This window comes from Cronobacter universalis NCTC 9529, assembly GCF_001277175.1.
GTDB classification, from domain to species: Bacteria; Pseudomonadota; Gammaproteobacteria; order Enterobacterales; family Enterobacteriaceae; genus Cronobacter; species Cronobacter universalis.
Genome location: NZ_CP012257.1, coordinates 982,081 through 1,005,196, shown reverse-complemented (window position 1 = coordinate 1,005,196; position 23,116 = coordinate 982,081). Strand labels below are relative to the sequence as shown.

At 60.0% G+C, this 23,116-nt stretch carries 19 protein-coding genes; 6 read left to right on the top strand and 13 right to left on the bottom strand.

Annotation, left to right across the window (positions count from 1 at the left end):
• Window positions 1–63: 63 nt before the first annotated feature.
• Complete coding sequence (locus AFK65_RS04555) at window positions 64–2,496, top strand: glucose/quinate/shikimate family membrane-bound PQQ-dependent dehydrogenase (protein WP_007701342.1); 2,433 nt, start codon at window positions 64–66, stop codon at window positions 2,494–2,496.
• A gap of 53 nt (window positions 2,497–2,549) precedes the next feature.
• On the opposite strand, the gene AFK65_RS04550 is transcribed toward AFK65_RS04555, so the two are convergent.
• Entirely contained in the window at window positions 2,550–3,485 is a 936-nt protein-coding gene (locus tag AFK65_RS04550; RefSeq protein WP_007701294.1) for a LysR family transcriptional regulator, read from the bottom strand.
• Window positions 3,486–3,583: 98 nt separating this feature from the next.
• Here AFK65_RS04550 and AFK65_RS04545 point away from each other — a divergent pair, with 98 nt between their 5' ends.
• Together AFK65_RS04545 and AFK65_RS04540 are read left to right on the top strand one after the other, a co-directional pair.
• Window positions 3,584–4,018, top strand: coding sequence for a DMT family transporter (locus AFK65_RS04545; protein ID WP_007701290.1), 435 nt, complete (start codon window positions 3,584–3,586; stop codon window positions 4,016–4,018).
• A 9-nt stretch (window positions 4,019–4,027) separates the two neighbouring features.
• A complete protein-coding gene (locus AFK65_RS04540; RefSeq protein WP_007701287.1) occupies window positions 4,028–4,495 on the top strand; it encodes a DMT family transporter in 468 nt (155 codons plus the stop codon).
• Here the strand turns inward: AFK65_RS04540 and AFK65_RS04535 are convergent.
• A complete protein-coding gene (locus AFK65_RS04535) occupies window positions 4,473–5,345 on the bottom strand; it encodes a LysR family transcriptional regulator (RefSeq protein WP_038857890.1) in 873 nt (290 codons plus the stop codon). The two genes, AFK65_RS04540 and AFK65_RS04535, sit on opposite strands and share 23 nt — an antisense overlap.
• Before the next feature lie 99 nt (window positions 5,346–5,444).
• Between AFK65_RS04535 and AFK65_RS04530 the strand changes: the two genes are divergently transcribed.
• Window positions 5,445–5,951: a phenolic acid decarboxylase gene (locus AFK65_RS04530; protein ID WP_007701026.1), complete on the top strand. Its 507-nt coding sequence runs from the start codon at window positions 5,445–5,447 to the stop codon at window positions 5,949–5,951.
• Between the two features lie 153 nt (window positions 5,952–6,104).
• Entirely contained in the window at window positions 6,105–7,931 is a 1,827-nt protein-coding gene (locus AFK65_RS04525) for a glycoside hydrolase family 15 protein (RefSeq protein WP_038857891.1), read from the top strand.
• A 47-nt stretch (window positions 7,932–7,978) separates the two neighbouring features.
• Here the strand turns inward: AFK65_RS04525 and AFK65_RS04520 are convergent, their stop codons facing one another.
• From AFK65_RS04520 to iolD, 11 genes are all read right to left on the bottom strand, one after another.
• On the bottom strand, window positions 7,979–8,317 hold the full coding sequence (locus tag AFK65_RS04520; protein ID WP_225805808.1) for a putative T6SS immunity periplasmic lipoprotein: 339 nt from the start codon (window positions 8,315–8,317) through the stop codon (window positions 7,979–7,981).
• On the bottom strand, window positions 8,286–8,804 hold the full coding sequence (locus AFK65_RS22180) for a hypothetical protein (protein WP_007700998.1): 519 nt from the start codon (window positions 8,802–8,804) through the stop codon (window positions 8,286–8,288). Before AFK65_RS22180 ends, AFK65_RS04520 begins: the two co-directional genes overlap by 32 nt.
• A 191-nt stretch (window positions 8,805–8,995) precedes the next feature.
• Entirely contained in the window at window positions 8,996–9,799 is an 804-nt protein-coding gene (locus tag AFK65_RS04510) for a MetQ/NlpA family ABC transporter substrate-binding protein (protein WP_004387056.1), read from the bottom strand.
• A 21-nt stretch (window positions 9,800–9,820) separates the two neighbouring features.
• Window positions 9,821–10,489, bottom strand: a complete 669-nt coding sequence (locus tag AFK65_RS04505; protein ID WP_004387057.1) for a methionine ABC transporter permease — start codon at window positions 10,487–10,489, stop codon at window positions 9,821–9,823.
• Window positions 10,482–11,504, bottom strand: coding sequence for a methionine ABC transporter ATP-binding protein (locus AFK65_RS04500; protein ID WP_038857892.1), 1,023 nt, complete (start codon window positions 11,502–11,504; stop codon window positions 10,482–10,484). Before AFK65_RS04500 ends, AFK65_RS04505 begins: the two co-directional genes overlap by 8 nt.
• A gap of 240 nt (window positions 11,505–11,744) precedes the next feature.
• Window positions 11,745–13,724 (bottom strand): PhoX family protein, encoded by a 1,980-nt coding sequence (locus AFK65_RS04495; protein WP_038857893.1) that lies wholly within the window; start codon window positions 13,722–13,724, stop codon window positions 11,745–11,747.
• A 142-nt stretch (window positions 13,725–13,866) separates the two neighbouring features.
• Window positions 13,867–15,372 carry a sugar porter family MFS transporter gene (locus tag AFK65_RS04490; RefSeq protein WP_007700669.1) on the bottom strand — a complete coding sequence of 502 codons (1,506 nt, stop codon included), beginning with the start codon at window positions 15,370–15,372 and terminating at the stop codon, window positions 13,867–13,869.
• 433 nt (window positions 15,373–15,805) lie between these two features.
• Window positions 15,806–16,705: a myo-inosose-2 dehydratase gene (gene iolE, locus AFK65_RS04485; RefSeq protein ID WP_038857894.1), complete on the bottom strand. Its 900-nt coding sequence runs from the start codon at window positions 16,703–16,705 to the stop codon at window positions 15,806–15,808.
• Between the two features lie 29 nt (window positions 16,706–16,734).
• On the bottom strand, window positions 16,735–17,619 hold the full coding sequence (locus AFK65_RS04480; RefSeq protein WP_038857895.1) for a sugar phosphate isomerase/epimerase family protein: 885 nt from the start codon (window positions 17,617–17,619) through the stop codon (window positions 16,735–16,737).
• 36 nt (window positions 17,620–17,655) lie between these two features.
• Window positions 17,656–18,669 carry a Gfo/Idh/MocA family protein gene (locus AFK65_RS04475; protein WP_007700495.1) on the bottom strand — a complete coding sequence of 338 codons (1,014 nt, stop codon included), beginning with the start codon at window positions 18,667–18,669 and terminating at the stop codon, window positions 17,656–17,658.
• 59 nt (window positions 18,670–18,728) lie between these two features.
• Window positions 18,729–20,669 carry a 3D-(3,5/4)-trihydroxycyclohexane-1,2-dione acylhydrolase (decyclizing) gene (iolD, locus tag AFK65_RS04470; RefSeq protein WP_038857896.1) on the bottom strand — a complete coding sequence of 647 codons (1,941 nt, stop codon included), beginning with the start codon at window positions 20,667–20,669 and terminating at the stop codon, window positions 18,729–18,731.
• A gap of 492 nt (window positions 20,670–21,161) precedes the next feature.
• On the opposite strand from iolD, the gene AFK65_RS04460 reads away from it, so the two are divergent.
• Window positions 21,162–23,075, top strand: a complete 1,914-nt coding sequence (locus tag AFK65_RS04460) for a bifunctional 5-dehydro-2-deoxygluconokinase/5-dehydro-2-deoxyphosphogluconate aldolase (RefSeq protein ID WP_038857898.1) — start codon at window positions 21,162–21,164, stop codon at window positions 23,073–23,075.
• Window positions 23,076–23,116 lie beyond the last annotated feature (41 nt).

Genomic DNA, 23,116 nt, shown 5'->3' with positions numbered 1-23,116 from the left:
TCTGTATGATGCGTTTTTGTATCCGCTATGCGCGGGTTTGCATCTTTTCGGGAGAGTAATTGTATGACGGAAAACAAGACCGGCGGCTCTAAGGGGCTGGCCATCTGGTCTGTATTACTGGGGCTGGTATTGCTTGCTATCGGCCTCTTCTTTGTTATCGGCGGCGGCAAGCTGGTGTCGCTTGGCGGCAGCGTCTACTTTCTGATTGCCGGGGTAGTGACACTGCTTTCAGCCATTCAGTTTTTGCGCCGTCGCGCCTCCGCCGTGCCGCTCTTTATTCTGGTGTTTGTCGGCACGATTATCTGGGCGCTGTATGACACGGGCCTGTCGTTCTGGGGGCTGGTGTCGCGCCTGATGGTGCCTGCGGGCATGATGCTGCTGGCGTTTCTCACCTGGCCTGCCCTGCGCCGTCGCGAAGGCAAAGCGCCGCTGGCGAAACTCTCTTACGCGTTTAGCGCCGTTATTGCCATCGGCATGGTGGTGACGCTTATCCAGATGTTCCAGCCGCACCCGACGGTCGCGTTTAAAGGCGATCCGCTGCCGCTAAAACCGGTCGATAAAGAGAACGCGCAAAAAGACTGGGCGAATTATGGCAATACGCCGGGCGGCAGCCGCTTCGTCGCGCTGGATCAGATTAACCGCGATAACGTTAAAGATCTGAAAGTCGCCTGGACGTTCCACACCGGCGACATCCCTGACAGCCCGACCGGCAACGGCGCGGAAGATCAGCAGACGCCGCTGCAAATCGGCAATACGCTTTATCTCTGCACCCCGCACAACAATGTCATTGCGGTAGAAGCGGACAGCGGTAAGCAGATCTGGAAGCGTGAAATCAACGCCAAAGCGGAAGTCTGGAACCGCTGCCGCGGCCTTGCGTATTTCGACGCGACCAAACCTGTCGTGCAACCGACCCTGCCGGGCGCCACACCGGTGCCAGCGCCTTCGCTTGCCGCGGGCGCCGCCTGCCAGCGTCGCATTCTGATGAATACCATCGACGCGCGCCTGATTGCGCTCAACGCCGATAACGGCGAATTCTGCGAAGGCTTCGGCAATCACGGCGTGGTGGATCTGAAAGCGGGGCTTGGCGAGGCGCAGGACCCGAAATATCAGCTCACCTCCGCCCCGACGATGGCCGGGACGACGGTGGTTGTCGGCGGCCGCGTGGCGGATAACGTGCAGACCGATATGCCAGGCGGCGTACTGCGCGGCTTCGATGTGATCACCGGCGAGATGCGCTGGGCGTTCGACCCGGGTAACGAGGATCCGAACGCCCGCCTGCAACCGGGCCAGCACTATGCGCGCAGCACGCCGAACTCGTGGGCGCCGATGTCATACGATCCGGCGATGAACACCGTGTTTATCCCGATGGGCAGTTCCTCGGTGGATCTGTGGGGCGCGAACCGCACGCCGCTCGATCATAAATATGGCGCGTCGGTGCTGGCGCTGGACGCCACCACCGGCAAAGAGAAATGGGTGTATCAGACCGTCCATAACGATCTGTGGGATTTCGACATCCCGATGCAACCGAGCCTGGTGGACTTCCCGCAAAAAGACGGCAAAACCACGCCGGCCGTGGTGTTCGGCACCAAAGCCGGGCAGATTTTCGTTCTCGATCGCCTGACCGGCAAGCCGCTGACAGAAGTCAAAGAGCTGCCGATGAAGCCTGGCGACATCCCGAATGAGCAGTACACCAAAACGCAGCCGCACTCGGTCGGTATGCCGCAGATTGGCGCGCAGACGCTGACGGAATCGGATATGTGGGGCGCGACGCCGTTCGATCAGCTCGTCTGCCGCATCGCCTTCAAAGGTATGCGTTACGACGGCCTGTTTACCGTGCCCGGCACCGATAAATCCCTGAGCTTCCCCGGATCGCTCGGCGGGATGAACTGGGGCAGCCTCTCCACCGACCCGAATAATCATTACCTCTTCGTCAACGACATGCGTCTTGGCCTGTGGGTGCAGATGATCCCGGCGAATACCGACGCCATCGATCGCGGCAGCAACGGCGGCGAGGCGATCAACACCGGTATGGGCGCGGTGCCGCTCAAAGGCACCCCGTACGCGGTAAATAAAAACCGCTTTATGTCGCCGCTCGGCATCCCATGTCAGGCGCCGCCGTTCGGCACGCTGTCGGCCATCGACCTGAAAACGCAGAAAATCGTCTGGCAGGTGCCGGTCGGCACCGTGCAGGATACCGGCCCGTTCGGGATCAAAATGCGCGCGCCGATGCCGGTGGGCATGCCGACGCTCGGCGGTACGCTGGCGACGCAGGGCGGACTGGTGTTTATCGCCGGTACTCAGGATTACTACCTGCGCGCCTTTGACTCCTCCACCGGTAAAGAGGTGTGGAAAGCGCGTCTGCCGGTCGGCAGCCAGGGCGGCCCGATGAGCTATGTTTCGCCGAAAACCGGCAAACAGTATGTGCTTATCTCCGCAGGCGGCGCTCGCCAGTCTCCGGATCGCGGGGATTACGTGATTGCCTACGCGCTGCCGTAACCGCGCGTAAACGTCAAAAGGCCGCCCCGCGCGGCCTTTTTTATGGGCGCGAGTCAGTCGCGCTGCCACCAGACCGGCGTGCCGAACACCTCCACAAAGTAGTCGATCGCCGCGCGCACATTAAGCGGCGGGTGACGCGCGTTCGGGTAGATGGCCGCGATGTGCTGCGCCTCGGTGTTGATCGCCGCCTCATACTCCGGCAGCACTTTCACCAGCCTCCCTTGCTTCAGCCACTCGCCTGTCATCCAGTCCGGGAACAGCACCAGCCCCATGCCGTCGAGCGCGGCGGTGAGCAGCGAATGCGCGTTGTTTGACACCAGCCGCGCGTTCACCGGGTAATGCACCCACGGCTCGCCGGGTTTGCGCGCCAGCCAGCGGTTCGGCCCCGAGGAGCCGCTGTACACCAGGCACTGGTGCGCGTGAAACGCCTCCGGCGAGGCGGGCGCGCCGTAACGCGCCAGATAACGCGGCGCGGCGGCGAAGTAGTAGCGCTGCTCGCAGAACACACGGGCGTGAAAGCTCGAATCGGTGAGCGTGCCGATGCGCACGATAAGATCGGTGGCGTCGCGGTGCGGGTCGACGTAATCGTCCGTCTGGGTTAATGCCAGTTGCAGACGCGGGTAGCGCTCCGCAAGCCCGGTCAGCCAGGGCGCGATATGCCGCTGCCCGAAGAACACCGGCGCGTTGATGCGCAGCAGCCCGGACGGCTCAAGCGAGCGGTCCTGGAGCTCGCGCCGCGCCTCGCTGAACTGCTCGGTAATGCCGCGCGCATACTGCGCGAACAGCCGCCCCGCTTCGGTCGGGATCACCGCGCGGGTGTTGCGGTAGAAAAGCTGCTGGCCGAGCGCCTCTTCAAGCTGGCGGACGGTGCGCGAAATCATCGACGCCGATACGCCCTCCCGGCGCGCCACCGCCGAAAAACTCTGCCCGTCAAAGACGCTGATAAAAAGCTGAAGTGCGCGGATATTCACCGCCCCGCTCTCGTTCATCTGTGCGATTCCTGCAAAGGTGTTTCGTGGATCGTAGCGTTTTTTAACGCATCGCGCTCCGCTACACTGCGCCGCCTGGCATTTATTTAAGGATTACCATGCAGCTTTTATTAATAGCGCTCGTGATTGCGGGCGGGATGGGCCTTTCGGTTGAGGCGGGCCTGCTGGGGCCGCTCGGCGGCGAAGTGGGCGATTTCTGGGCGGCGTTCAGTATTTTCGGCGTCGGCGCGGCGCTTACCTTTCTGCTGATGCTGTTTTACAGCCCGCGCAACAGCCCGTCGTTTTTCGCACAGCCCGGCTGGCAGCTGACCGGCGGCCTGCTCGGCGCGGGGTATGTCGTTATTCTCACCGTCGCCACGCCGGTTATCGGCATCGCCATGACCATGATTGGCATTCTGGCGGGGCAGGTCTTCAAGAGCCTGATTATCGACCATTTCGGGCTGTTCGGCGTTGAGCGCCGCCCGATAGACAAACTGCGCCTGCTGGCGCTGGGGTTTATTCTCGCCGCCCTCGCGCTGGTCGCGCAAAGCTAAGGAACCACAATGACGACAATCATGATTATTCTCGCCATTCTTGGCGGCGCGCTGCTGAGTATTCAGGCGGCGATCAACGGCCAGCTCGGCGGCAAAGTCGGCGTGTTCCGCTGCGCCTTTCTGACATTCTCGGTGGGGGCGCTGGTCTGCGCGCTGCTGATTTTCTTCTTTGAGCCGCCGCATGCGACATCGCTTCTGGACGTGCCGAAGTGGCAGCTCACCGGCGCGCTGTGCGGCGTGCCGTATATCGTGATTATGGTGCTGGCGGTGCAGCGCATCGGCACGGCGGTCGCGACGGTGGCGGTGATTTTCGGCCAGCTCGCCATGAGTATGCTTATCGATAATTTCGGCTGGCTCGGCAACGCGGCGATCCCGTTCTCGCTAAGCCGTCTTGGCGCGGTGCTCTGTCTCGCCGTCGCGCTGGCGCTGATTTATCTTGGCAACCGTCGCACCGCTACGCCTCGCACAGACGGCTGAACAGGGCTATCAGCGTGCTGACGGCGGCATCGGGCACCTGTAAATCTTTTTTCACCATCAGATGCAGGGGTGTTGCGCGCCGCGCGCCGTGAGCGAGCGGCAGCGCGCGCAGCAGCCCCTGCGAGAGCGGGCCTGCGATCCGCGCCTCCGGCAGCCAGCCGTAACCCACCTGATGCATCACCGCTTCGATAGCCGCATCCACCGTTGAGAAAACCCACTGCTCCGGCGCGCCGCCGGGGCTTTGGGTTTGCCCGCCCGCAAGCCGGATGCGGGCGAAACGCCCGAGCGCTTCATCGCCAATCGGCCCCGGCATCTGCGCCAGCGGATGATCGCGGTGCGCCACCGCCACAAAATTCACGTTCATCAGCCATTCGCCGCGCCCGAGGCTGTCTTCACGGCGCGAAAGCACCAGCAGATCGGCGCTGGAGTGGGCGGCGATAACGTCGCTCTGGCTCTCCAGCACTTCGGTCAGTTGCACCTGCGTGGACGGATGCTGGCGCTGAAACTCGCGCAGGATAGCGAACAGCGTCTCGCGCGGGAAAATGTTATCCACCACCAGATCGATGCGGGTGCGCACGCCGTCGCGAAGCGTCGCGGCATGCGCCTCCACCCAGCTAAAGGCGCTGAGCAGCGGGCGCACCTGCGCCAGCAGCAGTTCGCCTGCGGGCGTCAGCACCGCGCGGCGGCCCTGGGTTTCGAGCAGCGCCACGCCGAGCCGCTCCTGTAGCAGCGCCAGGTTGTAACTCACCGACGACTGGCTGCGGTGCGTGCTTTCCGCCGCCCGGGCAAAGCTGCCCTCTTCCACCACTTTGTTCAATAAAGCCCACTGTTCCAGCGTTGTTTTGTGCATAATCCATCGAAATTTTGAATCTGTTTTATGCAAAATTAGCGTTATTCATTAAAAAAATAAAGGGCTATGCTTATCTCAACGAAACAAAGGAGGCCAACAATGAGTAACTTCGACAAACACGATTTAAGCGGTTTTGTGGGTAAACATCTGGTCTACACCTACGACAACGGCTGGAACTACGAGCTATACATTAAAAACGACAACACCATCGACTATCGCATCCACAGCGGCATCGTCGGCAACCGCTGGGTGAAAGATCAGCGTGTTTATATCGTCCGCGTCGGCGAGAACATCTATAAAGTCTCCTGGACCGAACCGACCGGCACCGACGTGAGCCTGATTGCCAACCTCGGCGATCGTCTGTTCCACGGCACCATTTTCTTCCCGCGCTGGGTGATGAACGATCCGAAGAAAACGGTGTGCTTCCAGAACGAGCATATCGCGCAGATGGAAGCCTACCGCGAAGCCGGCCCGGCTTACCCGACCGAAGTGATCGACGAATTCGCCACCATCACATTTGTGCGCGACTGCGGCGCCAATGACGAAAGCGTCATCGCCTGCCCGGCAAGCGAACTGCCCGCGGATTTCCCGAACAACCTGGGTTAATCCTGCCCCTTACGGCCTGCCGCCCGGCGGGCCGTTTTTTTATCCCGCCCCTTCTCTGGTCAAATTGTGACCATGCTCTCATGGTCTACGCTTAAAGCATTACCGTTTCGTCGCAGGCGCCCGCGCCTGTTCAGAGAAAGGATTATCCCGCCTGTGAAAAATAAGACCTACCGCTCCCCCGCGCGCGAGAACGGCTACGCGGGTCTCGGCGATTACGCCGTCATCGGCGAAGGCCGCTCGGTGGCGCTTATCGCGCCGGACGGCGCAATCGACTGGTGGTGCGTGCCGAATCTCGATTCGCCGCCGCTGTTTGACCGCATTCTCGACGCGCCCCTGGGCGGTTACTTCGCGCTGACGCCCGAAGACGAGTGGGAGATGTCGCGCAGCTACCGCGAGAACAGCAACGTGCTGGAGACGCGCTATAAAACCGCCTCCGGCGAAGTACTGATTACCGAATCCATCAACAGTACATTCGCCGGACGCCTGCCCTGGAGCGAGATGGCGCGCCGCGTCGAAGGCATTAAGGGCCATGTGCGTCTGAATGTGGTTTTTAAGCCCGGCACGCGCGCCCGCACCTGTTCGCCGTGGCTGGATCACGTCCAGGAGAAAACGATTTTCCACCTCGACGATTTAATGGTCGCCGTGCGCTGTACGGATGATGTGGAGACCGAATACTGCGACGATACGGGTATGCGCGGCACGCTCACCACCTCGCCCGGCTCGCGCTCGTTGATAGCGCTGGTGGCGACCGAAAAGGAGCCGCTGGCGGTGCCGCCGCTTGAGAAAATCGACCAGCGCATCGAAACCAGCGACCACGCCTGGCGCGACTGGGCGGAAAACCTCTGCTGGAACGGCCCGTTTGAGCATCATGTGAAGCGCTCGGCGCTGGCGCTCAAATTCCTCTGGTACGCGCCGACCGGGGCGCTGGCGGCGTCCGCCACGACCTCGCTGCCGGAGGGCATCGGCAAAGAGAAAAATTATGACTACCGCTACGCGTGGGTGCGCGACGCCTGCCTGATTATCAAATCGTTCGTCTATCTGGGGTCGCTTGAGGATTGTAAGGCGGCGTTCTCCTGGCTTACCTCGACGATTATCCGCCACGACGGCCACCTGCGCGCCTGTTATACGCTGGAAGGCGGGCTGGTGCCGGAGGAGCGCTACCCGCAGCTCGAAGGCTACCAGGGCACGCAGCCGGTGCGGGTCGGCAATAACGCGCGCGATCAGTTTCAGCCGAGCATGTATGGCGATCTGCTCGGCACCGCGCGGCTGTTCGTTGAGATGGGGCATGTGCTCGATCTCGCGACCTCGCGCCTGCTGGGCCATCTGGCGAACCGCTGCGCCGATCGCTGGCGGCTGCCCGATTCCGGCATCTGGGAGTTGCCCGAAGAGCGTCACTACACTCACTCGAAAATGGCCTGCTGGCTGGCGCTCGATCAGGCCGTGGCGCTGGCGGAGATTGGCCATATCGAGCCGACATGGAAAGGCCGCTGGGCGCGCGAGCGCGACCGCATCAGCGAGTGGATTGAGACGCACTGCTGGAGCGAGAGCCGCCAGGCGTACACCTTCTACGCGGGCAGCGAGACGCTCGACGCCGCCATCAGCCTCACCCACTACTACGGCAGCAAAATTAACCGCAAGCGGATGCTATCCACACTTGAGGCGATTTATCAGGAACTCGGCCATAACAGCCCGATGCTCTACCGCTACTCGGGCGTCGAGGTGGAAGAGAGCACCTTTGTGGCCTGCGCCTTCTGGCGCGTCGAGGCGCTGGCGGAGCTGAAAAAGCGCGACCAGGCGCAGGAGGAGATGAAAGAAATTCTCGACACCCTGTGTCAGAGCGGCAACGTGCAGATCTTTAACGAGATGTACGACACCCGCACCGGCGGCTGGCGCGGCAACATGCCGCTCGGCTTAAGCCATCTGTCGCTTATCTGCGCCGCCAACGCGCTGTCCTGCGACAATCCGGGGCACAGGATTTAAAAAAGCAGGCGGGTGGATTGCTGCCCGCCTCCTGACGCGCTGTGGTTTTATGGCGCGGTAAACTCCGCCGCGTATTTCCGTAATTCCCCCGACGCCGTCATGAGCGTTATCCAGACTTCATAGCGCTCGCCGCGCCTGTATGTGATATTCGGCAGGCAGTTTTTCCAGGCAGGGAAAATTTTATGCGTTTCAGTAAACAGGCCATTGCCGTCTGAAAATGCGAAATAAGTGACGACATCATTTTTTGCCGCGTCGGGAAGCGAGATGCAAATGGCGTTGTCCTGGATCGCCACGTTAGCCGTTTCAGAAAATACCGGCCGATCGGCGCCTGACCACACGCACCCCGCCAGCAGACTACTCAGCGAAACGATCAATAACGGTTTCATATAAGCTCAGCAATCCGGCGACATCATTAAATGAAAAAGGGTTCAGGCATTTTTTTAGCTGCGCCCACTGCCTGACAGAATAGTATTTCAGGACCCAATAATCCGCGACGATACAGGCCTGCTGTTCCAGCGCGTATGTCTTCAGGCTGCGGCCTCTTTCAAGCGTATAAAAATAGCTCACCGCCCAGGAAAACATACCCCGTAATTTGACGTGATAACCGTGCTGATATTGCCAGACATGCATCATTTCATGCATGAACAGATGCTGTAAACGGAGCGTGCTGCTGGCGAAATTTTCACGATATTCAGAGGGCGGAAAATAGATATCGCCATCAGGCGAAACCGCGGTATGCGCGGTCTGCAGTCCAAAAGGAAACCAGGCTTCGTTATGAATAAAAACGTTCTGGTAATTTATTGAGTTTTTAAAAAGAAGCTTCGCTTCTTTGATTTCGCCTGACGTTAAATGGCGGGCATTTTCAATTTCCATATCCACTCTCCCTGATGGCGCTTCGGTATGATTTCCGTGCAAATCATAACACCCGCCTTCCTGCGGCACGGCCCGAAGCCTGTGTCAAAATGGACACCCAATACGCTATACCGCCGTCAATTTCCGTCTTTACCCGCGCTCAAAATAAAAAGGGCTGCGCAATGGCAGCCCCTGAGGATAGTTACCGCTAATCAGTTATTCACCGGAATAACCGCGCCTTTATATTTGGTGCGGATCCAGTCCTGAATCTGTTTGGAGTGCAGCACGTTGACCAGCGCCACGATATCTTTTTTCTTCTCGTCGCCTTTATGCACGGTGATGATGTTGGCGTACGGGTTGTTCTCGCCGCTTTCCACCGCGATCGGATCTTTCACCGGGTCGAGGCCCGCGTCGATGGCGTAGTTGGCGTTAATCACCACCGCGTCGCCTTCGTCGTTGTTATACATCTGCGGCAGCAGAGAGCCCTCCACGTTCGGCAGGAAGTTAAGCTTTTTCGGGTTCTCGACGATGTCGCTGATGCGCGCGTCCACTTTGTTCACGCCCGGCTTCAGCTTGATGACGCCTTCACGCTCGAAAATAGAGAGGATACGGCCCTCTTCCGCCACGGCGTCACGCATGATGACTTTGCCGCCTTCCGGCAGATCTTTCAGGGATTTGTATTTTTTGGAGTAGATGCCGATAGGCTCGATGTGAATCGCGCCCGCGCTCACGAAATCATAGGTTTTGTCGTCGGCGTGATCTTTCAGCACGCTGTTCAGATACGGGATGTGCTGGAAGTAGTTCGCGTCGATGTCGCGGCTCGCCAGCGCCGTGTTCGGCAGGATGTAATCCTGGAACGGACGGATTTCCAGATCGATGCCTTGCTTAGCCAGAATCGGCTTCGCCTGCTCCAGAATTTCCGCGTGCGGCACGTTGGACGCGCCCACGGTCAGGGTGTCGGCCCAGGCGGAAACGCTCAGGGTAGCGGCGGCAATCAGCGTCAGTACTCTTTTCATGATGTGTGTTCTCTGTTGTTGTTAGCGTTTATCTAAATAAGAGGTTAAGGCGTCACCGATGAACTGAATGATGAAGACGATCACCAGTATAGCGACCGTCGCCACCAGCGTGACGTCGTTATGGTTACGCTGGAATCCTTCCAGATAAGCGAGATTTCCAAGCCCGCCTGCGCCAATCACCCCGGCCATCGCGCTGTAGCTCACCAGCGCAATCAGGGTGACGGTAATTCCCGAGACCAGCGCCGGGGACGATTCCGGCAGCAGCACGCGGAAAATCAGCGTGCTCATGCGCGCGCCCATCGAGCGGGTGGCTTCAATCACGCCTTTATCGACTTCGCGCAGGCCAATCTCCACCAGACGGGCATAGAACGGCGCGGCCCCGACAATCAGCGCCGGCAGCGCGGCGTTGGCGCCAAGAATGGTGCCGATAATCGTTTTGGTAAACGGGATCAGCAGCACTATCAAGATGATGAACGGGATGGAACGGAACACGTTCACCACGATGGAGATAACGCCATAGACCAGGCGGTTTTCAAACAGCCCGCCGCGCGCCGTTAAGAACAGCGCCAGCCCCAGCACAATGCCGAGCACAAAGGTGGCGACGCCCGAGAGCGCGGTCATGTAGAGCGTCTCTTGGGTGGCGGCCAGGAGCTGATCAATCTTCAGATGGGGAAACAGGGACTCAAGCATGTTTGATAACCTCGCAGTGGATCTCATGCAGGCGTAAATCGGCGAGGATATTCTCAAGCTGTTCCGGCGTCGCCACCACATGCAGCCAGAGCTGGCCAAACACGCCGTGGGCGGTCTGGGTCATTTTGCCGTGCAGAATATTAAAAGGCAGGCCGTAGCGCAGCGTCAGCTCGCCAACGACCGGCTGGTGGGTGCTGTGCCCGACAAACGTCAGTTTGATCACCGCGCCGTTAAGATCGCCCGCAAGCGTCGGATCGAACGCGTCGTCGGCCCCTTCCTGGCTAATCTGGCGCACAAACTGGCGCGTAATCGGCTGCTGCGGATGGGTGAAGACCTGCAACACGTCGCCCTCTTCCACCACGCGGCCGTTTTCCATCACCGCCACGCGATCGCAAATCTTGCGCACCACATGCATCTCATGGGTGATCAGCACAATGGTGAGCCCGAAGCGGCGGTTAATGTCCTGGAGCAGATCGAGAATTTGATCGGTGGTTTGCGGGTCCAGCGCCGAGGTGGCTTCGTCGCACAGCAAAACATCCGGGCGGTTGGCTAGCGCGCGGGCGATGCCGACGCGCTGTTTCTGCCCGCCGGACAGGCGCGACGGATAAGCGTTTTCGCGGCCCTTCAGCCCGACCAGATCGATAAGCTCCGCCACGCGGGTTTTGATTTCCGCTTTCGGCACGCCCGCGATCTGCATCGAAAAGGCGATGTTTTCGCTGACGGTACGCGACCAGAGCAGATTAAAGTGCTGGAACACCATGCTGATTTTCAGGCGCGCCTGACGCAGCGATTCGCCGCGCGCGGCGGAAATCTCTTTACCCGCCACGGTCACGCTGCCGGACGTCGGTTTTTCGAGGCCGTTTAACAGGCGAATCAGGGTGCTTTTCCCCGCGCCGCTATAGCCGATGATGCCGTAGATTTGTCCCCGCTCGACTTCGAGGTTGACGTCATCTACCGCCGTAATGGTGTCCTTACCCTGATGAAACAGCTTCGAGATCTTCCTTAAAACTATCATAAGGTTTTACTTTCCTTCAGCGGCGCGCGAGGCGCAGGCTTTCTGACTTTCAGTCTTATCCTGGAGGAATATACCGAAAGGCCTGAATGTAAACATGAATAAAAGAGAATGTTATATAACAGATGATTCTAAACCGCACCAGAAAGCGGTGAAGGAAGCCAGCGCGCGGCCTGACGGGGCTTTCTAATAAAAAAACGCAGGCTAACCGCGCCTGCGTTTTTCATGGCTGTGAAGCTGAAATCAGGTGCCGATCATGCCGCCGTCGGCTTTCACGATAACCACGGTTGAGGAGCGCGGACGCCCGCCTTTATCGCCGTCGGGCCAGCTCGATACGGCCGTCGGGTGCTGCGGATCGCTCAGCCCTTCGCCCGGCTCGCCAGGGTGCTGGATGTTAATAAACAGCGTCCGGTTATCCGGCGTGAACGCGATGCCGGTGATTTCGCAGCCGCGCGGGCCGGTCAGGAAGCGGCGGAACTCGTTGGTGCCGGGGATCGTCGCCACCATCTGGTTGTTGCCCATGCCTTCGTAATCTTTACGGTTGATGGTCGATGACGACACATCGGTCTGGATCCACAGCACGCCGCGATGATCGAAGCTCAGGCCGTCGGCGCTGCCGAATTCCGCGCCCTTCATGCTGCCTTTGGCTTCCGGTTTGTCGGTATCGGTGCGACCGCCCATCACCAGAATATCCCAGGCGAACGCCAGCGCGGTCGGGTCGCCGTTCTGCTCCAGCCAGTGCATGATGTGGCCGTAAACGTTTTTGGCGCGCGGGTTGGCCGCATCCACCGGCGCTTTGCCTTCTTTGCCGCGATCGCTGTTGTTGGTGAGCGTGCAGTAAACGCTGCCGGTGTGGTACGGATCGACCGCTATCCACTCCGGCCGGTCCATTTTGGTGGCGCCCACGGCGTCTGCCGCCAGACGGGTTTTAATCAGCAGGTCGCCCTGGTTTTCAAAGCCCTTGCTGGCGTCGAGCCCGTTCTGGCCGAATACCAGCGGCAGCCACTCGCCTTTGCCGTCGTCGTTAAATTTCGCCACATACAGCGTGCCTTTCTCCAGCAGGCGCATATTGGCTTTGCGATCCTGCGGGTTGAATTTGCCTTCCGAGACAAATTTATAGATGTATTCGAATTTCTGGTCATCGCCCATATAGACGACAACGCGGTTATCCGGCGCGAGCGTCACCGCCGCGCCTTCGTGCTTGATGCGGCCAAGCGCGGTGTGCTTGCGCGGCACCGAATGCGGATCGTACGGGTCGATTTCCACCACCCAGCCGAAGCGGTTCGGCTCGTTCGGCGTGGCGTCGACGCTGAAGCGCTTATCCACTTCGTTCCAGCGGTAGGAGTCGTCGCTGTCGCTGATGCCGTAGCGTTTTTCCAGCGGGTTCATCTGCGCTTTTTTCACGAAAATATCGGACCAGTTCTCTTCGCACGTCAGGTAGGTGCCCCACGGCGTAAAGCCGTTGGCGCAGTTCTGCATGGTGCCGAGAATGGTTTCGCCTTTCGGATCGTCAGCCGTCTGCATCAGCGGGTTATGCAGCGCCGGGCCGGTGATTTTCATCGGCGTGTTCACGGTGATGCGGCGCGCGAAAGACGACGGGCGCACCACTTCCCAGCCCTGGGACGCTTTTTTCACTTCGATGACCGACACGCCCATCGCGTTCTGGCCTTTCAGCGCTTTGTCGGCGCTCCAGTTGGCGTCGCCATCCTTAAACAGCAGGCCGTTATCGATGTATTCATGGTTCATGGCGAGCAGGCCGTGATCGGCGCTGTGCCCGCCCTGCGGCAGGCTAAACCACGCCATGCCGTCGTGGTGCATACCGGCCTGCGCCGCCTGCTCTTCCGTGGTGTTGCTGCCGTCGGTTTTAAAAACCGGCAGATTCCCGGCAAGCCCGGTGGCGTCGCCCCATTTGTAGAAGGGCTTCGCGATGTAGCCTTCCGGCACGATAACGGTATCTTCGGTGGAAACCGGCAGACTGGTGAAACCGAGCGCCGTGGCTTTGCCGAGGTTGCCGCTCGCGTTCGAGACCGCTTTCGCGAGCGCGTTTTCCGGTTTCAGCAGAAACGGAAACGCCGCCGCGGCGCCGGCGACCGCGCCGGCCTGCAACAGGCGGCGGCGCGACAAATAGACCTCCGCCACCTGCGAGAATGCGCGGTTATCGCTCGGGTTGCTGATCTCTTCACTATGCTCACGTTTGAATAAGGTTTTTAACGGTCTGCCCATTGCGGTTTCCTTTCGAAATATCGATTTCAAGGGGAATCATTTTTATGGACGTGAGGCTACGGAAAGTGTGTTACAGAAATATAACAATTGGACACAAAAAAAAGGGAAGCCGCCCGGCTTCCCCTGATGCGATGCGATAACGTTATGAACGCGCTTTGTCCATCTGCGCCCGGTACGCCTTGCGTTCACGGGCGCGGCGCTGGCCCTCCGGGCTGCTGTCCAGCCAGTCATGCAGATAATGTTCAATCTGCTCCAGACTGCGGTTGCGGGTTTCCGGCACGCATTTAATCACGAACGTCGCCCCGACAATCCCGAACGCCGCGAAAATAAAGAAGGTGCCGGAGAGGCCCACCCAGGCGAGCAGGATCGGGAAGAAAAGCGAGATCAGGAAGTTGGCTATCCACATGGAAAATACCGCGCCGCCCATAAAGATGCCGCGCAGGCGGGTCGGGAAAATCTCAGACAGCAGCAGCCAGGTGACGGGCGAGAGCGCGCCCTGCTGGAAGCACAGGAACATCAGCATCCCCGCCAGCACCATGTAGCCGCGCAGCGCGTCCGGCTGGCCGTTCACGGTTTCGGGCAGGAGATAACTGACGGCGCCGATAAACACCAGACACGCGGTACAGCCGAACTGGCCTATCATGGTCATGGTGCGACGGCCGATTTTGCCCAGCATCCAGATGCCCACAAACGTCATCAGCACAGACACCACGCCGTTGGCGACCGTCGCCACCAGCGCGGCGTTATCGGACATCCCCACCGCCGTCAGGACCGTCGGCGCGTAATACATAATGGTATTTACGCCGGTCATCTGCTGGATGACCGCGATGCCGATGCCAATCATAAACAGCTTAAACAGCCACGGCGTCAGCAGTTCGCGCAGGCGCGGTTTACCCTGGGCGCGCTGGGCTTCCAGCGTCTCTTCGATCTCCATCAACTCCCATTCCACATCCTCCGGGCGACGGGTGCGATCCAGCACGCGGCGCGCTTCGGCAAGACGCCCTTTCATGGCGTACCAGCGCGGGGTGTCAGGCATAAACATCATGCCGAACCACAGCAGCACGGCGGGCAGCGTCGCGACCGCCAGCATCCAGCGCCAGGTGGATTCGCCGCCCCACAGCTCGTGAAACGACGCGTTGGAGATATAGGCCAGCAACTGCCCGGAGACGATCATCAGCTCCTGCAAGGTCACCAGCTGGCCGCGCTTGTTGGCGGGCGCAATTTCCGCGATATACACCGGTACGGTCGCCGCCGCGCCGCCGACCGCCACGCCGAGCACCAGGCGAAAGAAAATCATCCACGACACGTCCGGGGCCATCGCGGTGCCGATTGCGCCAATCGCGAAGATGACCGCCAGATAAATGATGATTTTCTTTCGTCCCGCGGCGTTTGCCATATGGCCCGCGAGCAGCGCGCCAAACGCGGCGCCGAAAAGCAGAGAGCTGGTGACAAGGCCTGTGGTGAGCGGGGTGAGATGCAGTTCGCTGCCCATAAACAGCAGCGCGCCGGAGATAACGCCGGTGTCGTAACCAAAAAGCAGACCGCCGAGCGTGGCGATAATCGCAATCACTTTGACAAACGGCGCCGTCGGCGCGTCGCTGTTAGGCCCTGATGCTCTGTTAAGGGTGAGATATTGTTCTTTAGTCATAAAAGACTCCAGTAACCTGCCGTTCAGGGAAAAACGGGGCGGCCATTGCCTGTGGCCGGGCCCGGCTGATGATATATTCACCACCCTTAATTTAGATCGAATGTTTCATTTATATAAACAATGGAATTTTAATTTTGAGCGATGGGTCATGTTTTGTTATGCATTTGTGATAATGAGCACGCAGCCTGACCTCAGGCCGCTTTAAACAGATACATCCACAAATGTATGCAATGGATTCATTACATTGATATTAAAAGTAAAATTTAAATAAAGACGGTAAAAAAAGCGGGCAGATGTATTGCGAGGCGTGCCGGCGCCGTCGTGCAGACAGCGCCAGCCATTGTGAAACATTGTTTTCATAATGATGAATAGCGAATGAAGCTGCCCGCGCGGGCGAGACAATGCGTGAACGCGGTCTCGCCACGCGCGGGCGTCAGATCCCGGCGGTCTCCCGCAGGTAGCGACGCGCTTTCACGGCGTATTCGAACGGGTTCGCCAGCGCCGGGTCCTGCTCGGCTTCCACCACCATCCAGCCCCGGTAGCCGTGCTCATCCAGCAGCCGGAATACCGGGCGGAAATCGATAGCGCCATCGCCCGGCACCGTAAAGGTGCCTTTCCTGACGCCATCCAGGAAGGAAAGCCCGTCGCGTTTCACCTCATCAATCACCGCCGGACGCACATCTTTCAAGTGTACGTGGTTGATACGCGGAAGATGTTTTTCGAGGATCGCCAGCATCGCCGCTTCACTGCCTTCAGAGTACCAGGCGTGCCCGGTGTCATAGAGCAGATACACTGACGCATCCACCCGCGACATAAACGTGTCTATCTCCTGCGCGGTCTGAATGCCGGTGCCCATGTGGTGATGCAGACAGACCTGCATCCCCTTTTCGGCGGCGAGTCGCCCGAGCGTGTTATAGCCTTCCGCCACGCGCGCCCACTCCTCCTCGCTAAAGCAGGGTTTATCTGGCCCCATCACCGGCAGCGTGGTGCACTGAATGCTGCCGCTCTGCTCGGAGCAGCCAATCACTTTCGCCCCCATCGCGTGGAGGAAATTCATGTGATTCACAAACTCGTCGAGCGTTTTCTCCCGCTCGCTGGCGGCAAAAAAGGTGCTGAACCAGGCGTTGCAGATCTCAATACCGCGGATAGCCAGCATCGGTTTCAGGATGGCCGGATCGCGCGGGTATTTGCTGCCCACTTCGCTGCCGGTAAAACCCGCCAGCGCCATTTCGCTGACGGTCTGCTGGAAGGTGTTCTCGCTGCCGAGCTCCGGCATATCGTCGTTCGTCCAGCCGATCGGGGCGATGGCGAGCCTTACGTGTTGCTTATTCATAATGCGCCTCTCTGGCAAACCGCGGCGACTTAACGGCCGAGCAGTTCGCGCTCAATCAGTTCACGGGTTTCCACGGCCTGGTATTTCATCTTTTCGGGGTAGCCGAAGAGCGACGCGGCGACAATCGGCTCGCCGCCCACCTTGAAGGTCTGGCGGGCGAAGCCCATATCGCGCAGCGTGCGAAACAGCGCCTGGAAATCCACTTCGCCTTCGCCCACGCCGACATGCTGATGCACCGCGGCATCGACGCCCGGCGGGTTGACGATATAGCGGCAGTGACGGGTGTGGTTCATGGTGTCGGCAATCAGCACATGGGAGAGATCGTTCCCGGCGTAGCGCAGCATCTTTTCCACCTCCCCTTTGCCTTTGTCATAAAAGAAGGTGTGCGGCACGCTGTAGACATATTTCACGTTATCGCTGCGAAACGACTTCACGATATCCACGGTTTCGTTGTTCTCTTCGCAGAAATCCCACGGATGCGCCTGGATCTCCACGCGCAGCCCTTCGCGCTCGAAAATGGGCAGCAGCTCTTCCATAGAGCGGTAAAACATCTCTTCGCAGATTTCTGGCTGGTTCGGGTCGCCGGAGAGTTCGGTGTTGATCACCTGCACATCCATCTCAATGGCGATTTCGATAAGGCGCTTCCAGTTTTTCACCGCCGCCTGACGGCGCAGCTCGTCCGGGCCGGACCAGCGGTAGACGCAGATAAAAGAAGAGAGCGCGACGCCGGTGTCGCGCAGCGCCTTTTTATACTCGGCAATGATCTCGCGGCCCGCTTTCGGATGCTTATAGAACGGGTTAATTTGCGGGTGCGGCGACTGCTCAATGTACTGATAGCCCCACTCCGCCACCTGCTGCACCATGCGGGTGATCCCGAGGTCTTTGATGACGTCGACGTCAAATGCGATTTTCATGTAAACCCCCGTCGGATTCGTATTCAGGCTGCGGGATTAGCGCAGGTAAAAAGCCGGGCGCTCCGGCAGGCTGATGGTTTCCAGCGCGCCGCTCTCCTGCGCTTTCAGGCAGGCGTCCGCCGCCACCGACGCCGCAAAGCCGTCCCAGGCCGACGGGCCGCGCAGTTCGCCGGCTTTCACATCGTTGATAAACGCCTGGAGTTCAACGTCATAGGCTTTAATAAAGCGGTCTTTCCAGTCGGTCAGAATGGTGGTGGCAAGCTTCGCCGCTTTACGCATCTGCACCGACGACGGCTCCGGCAGACGAGCGATGCCGGTCTCCCCGACCACTTCGCACTGGATGTCATAGCCATAGCGGCAGTTCACGAAAATCTCGACGTCGATAAGCGTCCCTTTTCGGGTTTCCAGCATCACGATTTGCGGATCTTTCAGCCGGGCGTGGGTGTTCGACGTGGCGCGCGGGAAGCGCACCTGCACCGAGGCGTAATCATCGTTCAGCAGCCAGCGCAATACATCGAGCTCATGAATAAGCGTGCTGGTGATAGCCATATCGGTGGTGTAGTTGTCGCCGACTTCCGGGTTGCGGTGCGCGCAGTGGAGCATCAGCGGCGCGCCGATCTCGCCGCTGTCGATAACCCCTTTCAGCGCCTGATAGCCTTCATCGTAAGGACGCATAAAGCCGACCTGCACCAGCCGACGGCCCGCTTTCATCTCGGCATCGACAATGCGGCGGCAGCCTTCGGCGGTCATGGCGAGCGGCTTTTCGCAGAACACCGGTTTGCCCGCTTCAATCGCGCCGAGCGTAAACGCTTCATGCGTCGGGTCCCAGGAGGTGACAATCAGCGCGTCCACATCCTGCGCCTTAATGACATCCTGCCCGTCGGCATACACTTCCGCTTTCAGGCCGAGCGCGTTTACCGCGGCGCGCGCGTTATCCAGATTGATGTCCGATACGGCGACGACGGTCGCGCCCTGCAGAACCTGGGTGCAGCGACGGATATGTTCTTTACCAATGGCGCCTGCGCCAATTACGCCTAATCTGAGCGACATAAGGGTTATCTCCGGAATAATCAGGGTTAAGGTAAGCTGTCTTTTTGTGTAAACAGGGTTCAGTAATCCCGCGCCTGCGCGCGTTTTTCATTAATCTGCTGCGCCACCCGCTGGATACGTTCGCTCAGCGCCTGTTGCGCCACGCCGACGTTCCACCAGCTGCCATATTTGTGCACCATGGTTTTAGGCAGCACTTTGATATCGATAAGGGTGCTCACCGTCTCGCGCTGCGCCGCCTCCAGCGCGATTTTCAGCTCATCGAGCGTGGTGACGCGCCAGGTTTTGCAGCCGTAGCCCGCCGCGATGGCGGCGAAATCCACCGGCACCAGCCCACCGTTCAGCTGGCCGTTTTCGGCCGAGCGGAAGCGGAACTCGGTGCCGAAGCTGTCCATGCCGTGCTCCATTTGCAGGTTGTTGATGCAGCCGTTCGCCATATTGTCGAACAGCAGCACGTTGACCTTCGCGCCTTCCTGAATCGAAGTGACCAGCTCCGAATGCAGCATCATGAAAGCGCCGTCGCCGACCATCGCGTAGACCTCGCGCTGCGGCTCGGCGAGCTTGACGCCGAGCGCCGCGCTCACCTCATACCCCATGCAGGAGTAGCCATATTCGACGTGATAAGCGTTGGGCGCGCGGGTGCGCCAGACGCGCTGCAAATCGCCGGGCAGGCTGCCCGCCGCCGCGACGATCACCGCCTCCTGCGGCAGCGTGTCGTTAAGAATGCCGAGCACGTTGCTCTGGGTCAGCGTGGAGTCAGTCAGCGCGCGGAACTCCCGGTAGACCGACTCGCGATCGAGATGGTCGTCTATTTCCGGGACGAATCCCTTTTCCTGAAACGAGGCCTGATAAACGCGGTGCGTCTCTTTTATCTGGCGGCTCTGCACGGCGGCGATCTGCTCGCCCCAGCCCGCCTGCCACACGGTATCGCCAAGCGCGTCGTCCAGGGCCGTCAGCGCCTCGCGGGCGTCGGCCAGCAGCGGAATGCCGTCGAGTTTCCAGGCGTCGAAGTTACTGACGTTAATATTGAGAAAGCGCACGTCGGGGTGCTGGAAGATCCATTTCGAGGATGTCGTGAAATCGGTAAAACGGGTGCCGACGCCAATCACCAGATCCGCCTCTTTCGCCAGCAGATTGGCCGCGAGGCAGCCCGTTTCGCCGACGCCGCCGACGTTATACGGATGCGACGAGATAAGCGTGCCTTTCCCCGCCTGCGTCTCCGCAAACGGAATACGATAGCGTTCGGCGAAGCGCGCGAGCGCCTCGCCGGCCCCCGAGTATTTCACCCCGCCGCCGCAGATAATCAGCGGCTTGCGGCTGGCGCGGATGGCCGCGACGGCATCATTAAGCTGCGCCTGGCTTGCCGGGCGGCGGTCAAGGCGATGCACGCGGCGGGCGAAGAACGCCTGCGGGTAATCCCACGCCTCGCCCTGCACATCCTGCGGCAGCGCCAGGGTCACCGCGCCGGTTTCCGCCGGATCGGTCAGTACGCGCATGGCGTTGATGCAGGCGCTCATCAGCTGTTCCGGGCGCGTAATGCGATCCCAGTATTTACTGACGGCGCGAAAAGCGTCATTGGTGCTGATGCTGAGATCGTAGCTCTGCTCAATCTGCTGCAACACCGGATCGGGCTGGCGGGTGGCGAAGACATCGCCCGGCAGTAGCAGAAGCGGAATGCGGTTGGCCGTCGCCGTCGCGGCGGCGGTGATCATATTGGCGGCCCCTGGTCCTACCGACGAGGTGCAGGCAAGGATCTGGCGGCGCAGCGACTGTCTGGCGAAACCGGTCGCCGCATGGGCCATGCCCTGTTCGTTACGCCCCTGGTACAGACGCAACTCGCCGCTGTCCTGCTCCAGCGCCTGGCCCAGCCCCAGCACATTGCCGTGGCCGAAGATGGCGAAAATGCCTTTTACGAATTTGACGGTTTCGCCATCCACTTCCAGGTACTGGTTATCAAGAAACTTCACCAGCGCCTGCGCCATTGTCAGTCTCAGCTTGCCCATTTTCGCCTTCCTTTTTCAGCCAGTGTCATGCAGGCTCGCTCTGGTACTCTCTTTTAACGCGACCAGCCTGCCGGAATCTGTCTGGATTATAGGCAAACATTTTTTTCATAAAACCCAAATACAGATGAAATGTTTCATTTTGCGAGAGGGATCAAACTCTGTTTCATCAGGCCGCGTTTTCTGTGGCGAAGATCGCGAAACGCGGCAACCTGCAACAGCGGATAACAAACGATAAACCCGCACAGGCTATACGTTTTATCGGCCTGTCCGGCAGCGCGCGAACCGACATATTCCAGATCCGTCTGGTCATGTCTGACCATGCGCAGAGTGGAATAGCGTTCACATTTCTGGTTTTTTAGTTTCAAAGTAATTTGTAAATGAAATATTTATTTCTCATACTACGTTCAACCGTTAACCCTCAGGCTGCTTGCGGGCGCGCCGCCGGCTCTCCGGCCCCCTCGTGAAGCAGGCATGCAAAAGGAAACCGTAGCTATGAATGCAGCAGTTAAGCGGCTCGATGTCATTTGTATTGGCCGTGTTGCCGTGGATCTCTACGCGCAGCAGATCGGCGCCAGGCTTGAAGATGTGGCGACCTTCGCCAAATATCTCGGCGGCTCGTCAGGCAATGTCGCGTTCGGCACCGCGATCCAGGGGCTGAAATCGGCGATGCTGGCCCGCGTGGGGGATGAACATAATGGCCGTTTCCTGCGTGAAACGCTGTCGCGCGCAGGCGTCGATACCGAATACCTGATCACCGATAAACAGCGGCTGACGGCGCTGGTAATGCTCGGCATAAAAGATCAGGAGACGTTCCCGCTTATTTTCTATCGCGACAACTGCGCCGATATGGCGCTCACGCCGCAGGATATTAACGAAGAGTACATCGCCTCCGCCCGCGCGCTGGCGGTGACCGGCACGCACCTCTCGCACCCGGACACCCGCGCCGCCGTGCTGAAAGCGCTGGAATACGCGCGCCGCCACGGGCTGCGTACCGCGCTGGATATCGACTACCGCCCGGTTCTGTGGGGGCTGACGTCGCCCGGCGACGGCGAAACGCGCTATGTGGAATCGGAGCAGGTCACGCGCCAGCTTCAGGAAGTGCTGCATCTGTTCGATCTGGTGGTCGGCACCGAAGAGGAGTTTCACATCGCGGGCGGCAGTACCGACACGCTGACCGCGCTGAAAAACGTCCGCCACGCCACCGGCGCCACGCTGGTCTGCAAGCGCGGGCCGATGGGCTGCGTGGTGCTGGAAGGCGCGGTGCCGGACAGCTGGGACACTATCCCGCTTTATCAGGGCGTGCGGGTGGAGGTGCTGAACGTGCTTGGCGCGGGCGATGCGTTTATGTCCGGGCTGCTGCGCGGCTGGCTGAACGACGAAGGCTGGGAGCAGGCCTGTCGCTACGCCAACGCCTGCGGCGCGCTGGTGGTCTCCCGCCACGGCTGCGCCCCGGCGATGCCGACGCGCGCCGAACTCGATGACTACCTGGCCCGCGCCGAATCGGTGCCGCGCCCGGATCTCGACGCGCGCTTAAACCATCTGCATCGCGTGACCTCCCGCCGCCAGGCGTGGCCGGAGCTCTGTATTTTCGCCTTCGATCACCGCAAACAGCTCGCCGATCTGGCCCTGGATACCGGCTGCGATGAAGCGCGCATTCCGGCGCTGAAACAGCTGCTGCTACAGGCGGCGCGAGACGCGGCGCAGGAGGCGGGTCTGGAAGGCCGCAGCGGTATTCTGGCGGACAGCACTTATGGCCAGCGCGCGCTCAATGCTATCACCGGCCAGAACTGGTGGATTGGCCGCCCGATTGAGCTGCCCGGCTCGCGCCCGCTGCGCCTTGAGCATGGCGATATCGGCTCGCAACTGGCGAGCTGGCCGCTGGAGCATGTGGTGAAATGTCTGGTATTTTATCATCCGCACGATCCGGCCGCGCTTCGCGAACAGCAGGACGCGCTGCTGCTGGAGGTGTGGCGCGCCTGCCAGCAGTCGGGCCATGAACTGCTGCTGGAGGTGATCCTGCCGGAAAACGGGCCGGATAAAGACCAACAGCATTACCACACGATGCTGGCGCATTTTTATCAGCTCGGCATTAAGCCGGACTGGTGGAAACTGCCGCCGCTGGCGAGCCGCCACTGGCAGGCCATCAGCGCGCTGATTGAAAAGGAAGATCCGTATTGCCGCGGCATTCTGCTGCTCGGCCTCGACGCGCCGCAGGAGCAACTGCGCGAAGGCTTCACTGAAGCGGCGACGCACCCCATCATCAAAGGCTTCGCGGTCGGGCGCACCATTTTCGGCCAGCCGTCGCGCCGCTGGATGCAGGGCGAGATTAGCGACGAGGCGCTTATCCGCGAGGTGAAAAGCAACTACCTGACGCTTATCGGCTTCTGGCGCGAGGCGCGCCGTTAACCTTCCCGCGGAGCGGCCCCGTCGCTCCGCGCTTTCCTGCT

Excerpts from the sequence above, each read along its gene's own strand:
- AFK65_RS04555 (WP_007701342.1), top strand. The coding sequence starts at position 64 with ATGACGGAAAACAAGACCGGCGGCTCTAAGGGGCTGGCCATCTGGTCT.
- AFK65_RS04550 (WP_007701294.1), bottom strand. The coding sequence starts at position 3,485 with ATGAACGAGAGCGGGGCGGTGAATATCCGCGCACTTCAGCTTTTTATC.
- AFK65_RS04545 (WP_007701290.1), top strand. The coding sequence starts at position 3,584 with ATGCAGCTTTTATTAATAGCGCTCGTGATTGCGGGCGGGATGGGCCTT.
- AFK65_RS04540 (WP_007701287.1), top strand. The coding sequence starts at position 4,028 with ATGACGACAATCATGATTATTCTCGCCATTCTTGGCGGCGCGCTGCTG.
- AFK65_RS04535 (WP_038857890.1), bottom strand. The coding sequence starts at position 5,345 with ATGCACAAAACAACGCTGGAACAGTGGGCTTTATTGAACAAAGTGGTG.
- AFK65_RS04530 (WP_007701026.1), top strand. The coding sequence starts at position 5,445 with ATGAGTAACTTCGACAAACACGATTTAAGCGGTTTTGTGGGTAAACAT.
- AFK65_RS04520 (WP_225805808.1), bottom strand. The coding sequence starts at position 8,317 with ATGAAACCGTTATTGATCGTTTCGCTGAGTAGTCTGCTGGCGGGGTGC.
- AFK65_RS22180 (WP_007700998.1), bottom strand. The coding sequence starts at position 8,804 with ATGGAAATTGAAAATGCCCGCCATTTAACGTCAGGCGAAATCAAAGAA.
- AFK65_RS04510 (WP_004387056.1), bottom strand. The coding sequence starts at position 9,799 with ATGAAAAGAGTACTGACGCTGATTGCCGCCGCTACCCTGAGCGTTTCC.
- AFK65_RS04505 (WP_004387057.1), bottom strand. The coding sequence starts at position 10,489 with ATGCTTGAGTCCCTGTTTCCCCATCTGAAGATTGATCAGCTCCTGGCC.
- AFK65_RS04500 (WP_038857892.1), bottom strand. The coding sequence starts at position 11,504 with ATGATAGTTTTAAGGAAGATCTCGAAGCTGTTTCATCAGGGTAAGGAC.
- AFK65_RS04495 (WP_038857893.1), bottom strand. The coding sequence starts at position 13,724 with ATGGGCAGACCGTTAAAAACCTTATTCAAACGTGAGCATAGTGAAGAG.
- AFK65_RS04490 (WP_007700669.1), bottom strand. The coding sequence starts at position 15,372 with ATGACTAAAGAACAATATCTCACCCTTAACAGAGCATCAGGGCCTAAC.
- iolE (WP_038857894.1), bottom strand. The coding sequence starts at position 16,705 with ATGAATAAGCAACACGTAAGGCTCGCCATCGCCCCGATCGGCTGGACG.
- AFK65_RS04480 (WP_038857895.1), bottom strand. The coding sequence starts at position 17,619 with ATGAAAATCGCATTTGACGTCGACGTCATCAAAGACCTCGGGATCACC.
- AFK65_RS04475 (WP_007700495.1), bottom strand. The coding sequence starts at position 18,669 with ATGTCGCTCAGATTAGGCGTAATTGGCGCAGGCGCCATTGGTAAAGAA.
- iolD (WP_038857896.1), bottom strand. The coding sequence starts at position 20,669 with ATGGGCAAGCTGAGACTGACAATGGCGCAGGCGCTGGTGAAGTTTCTT.
- AFK65_RS04460 (WP_038857898.1), top strand. The coding sequence starts at position 21,162 with ATGAATGCAGCAGTTAAGCGGCTCGATGTCATTTGTATTGGCCGTGTT.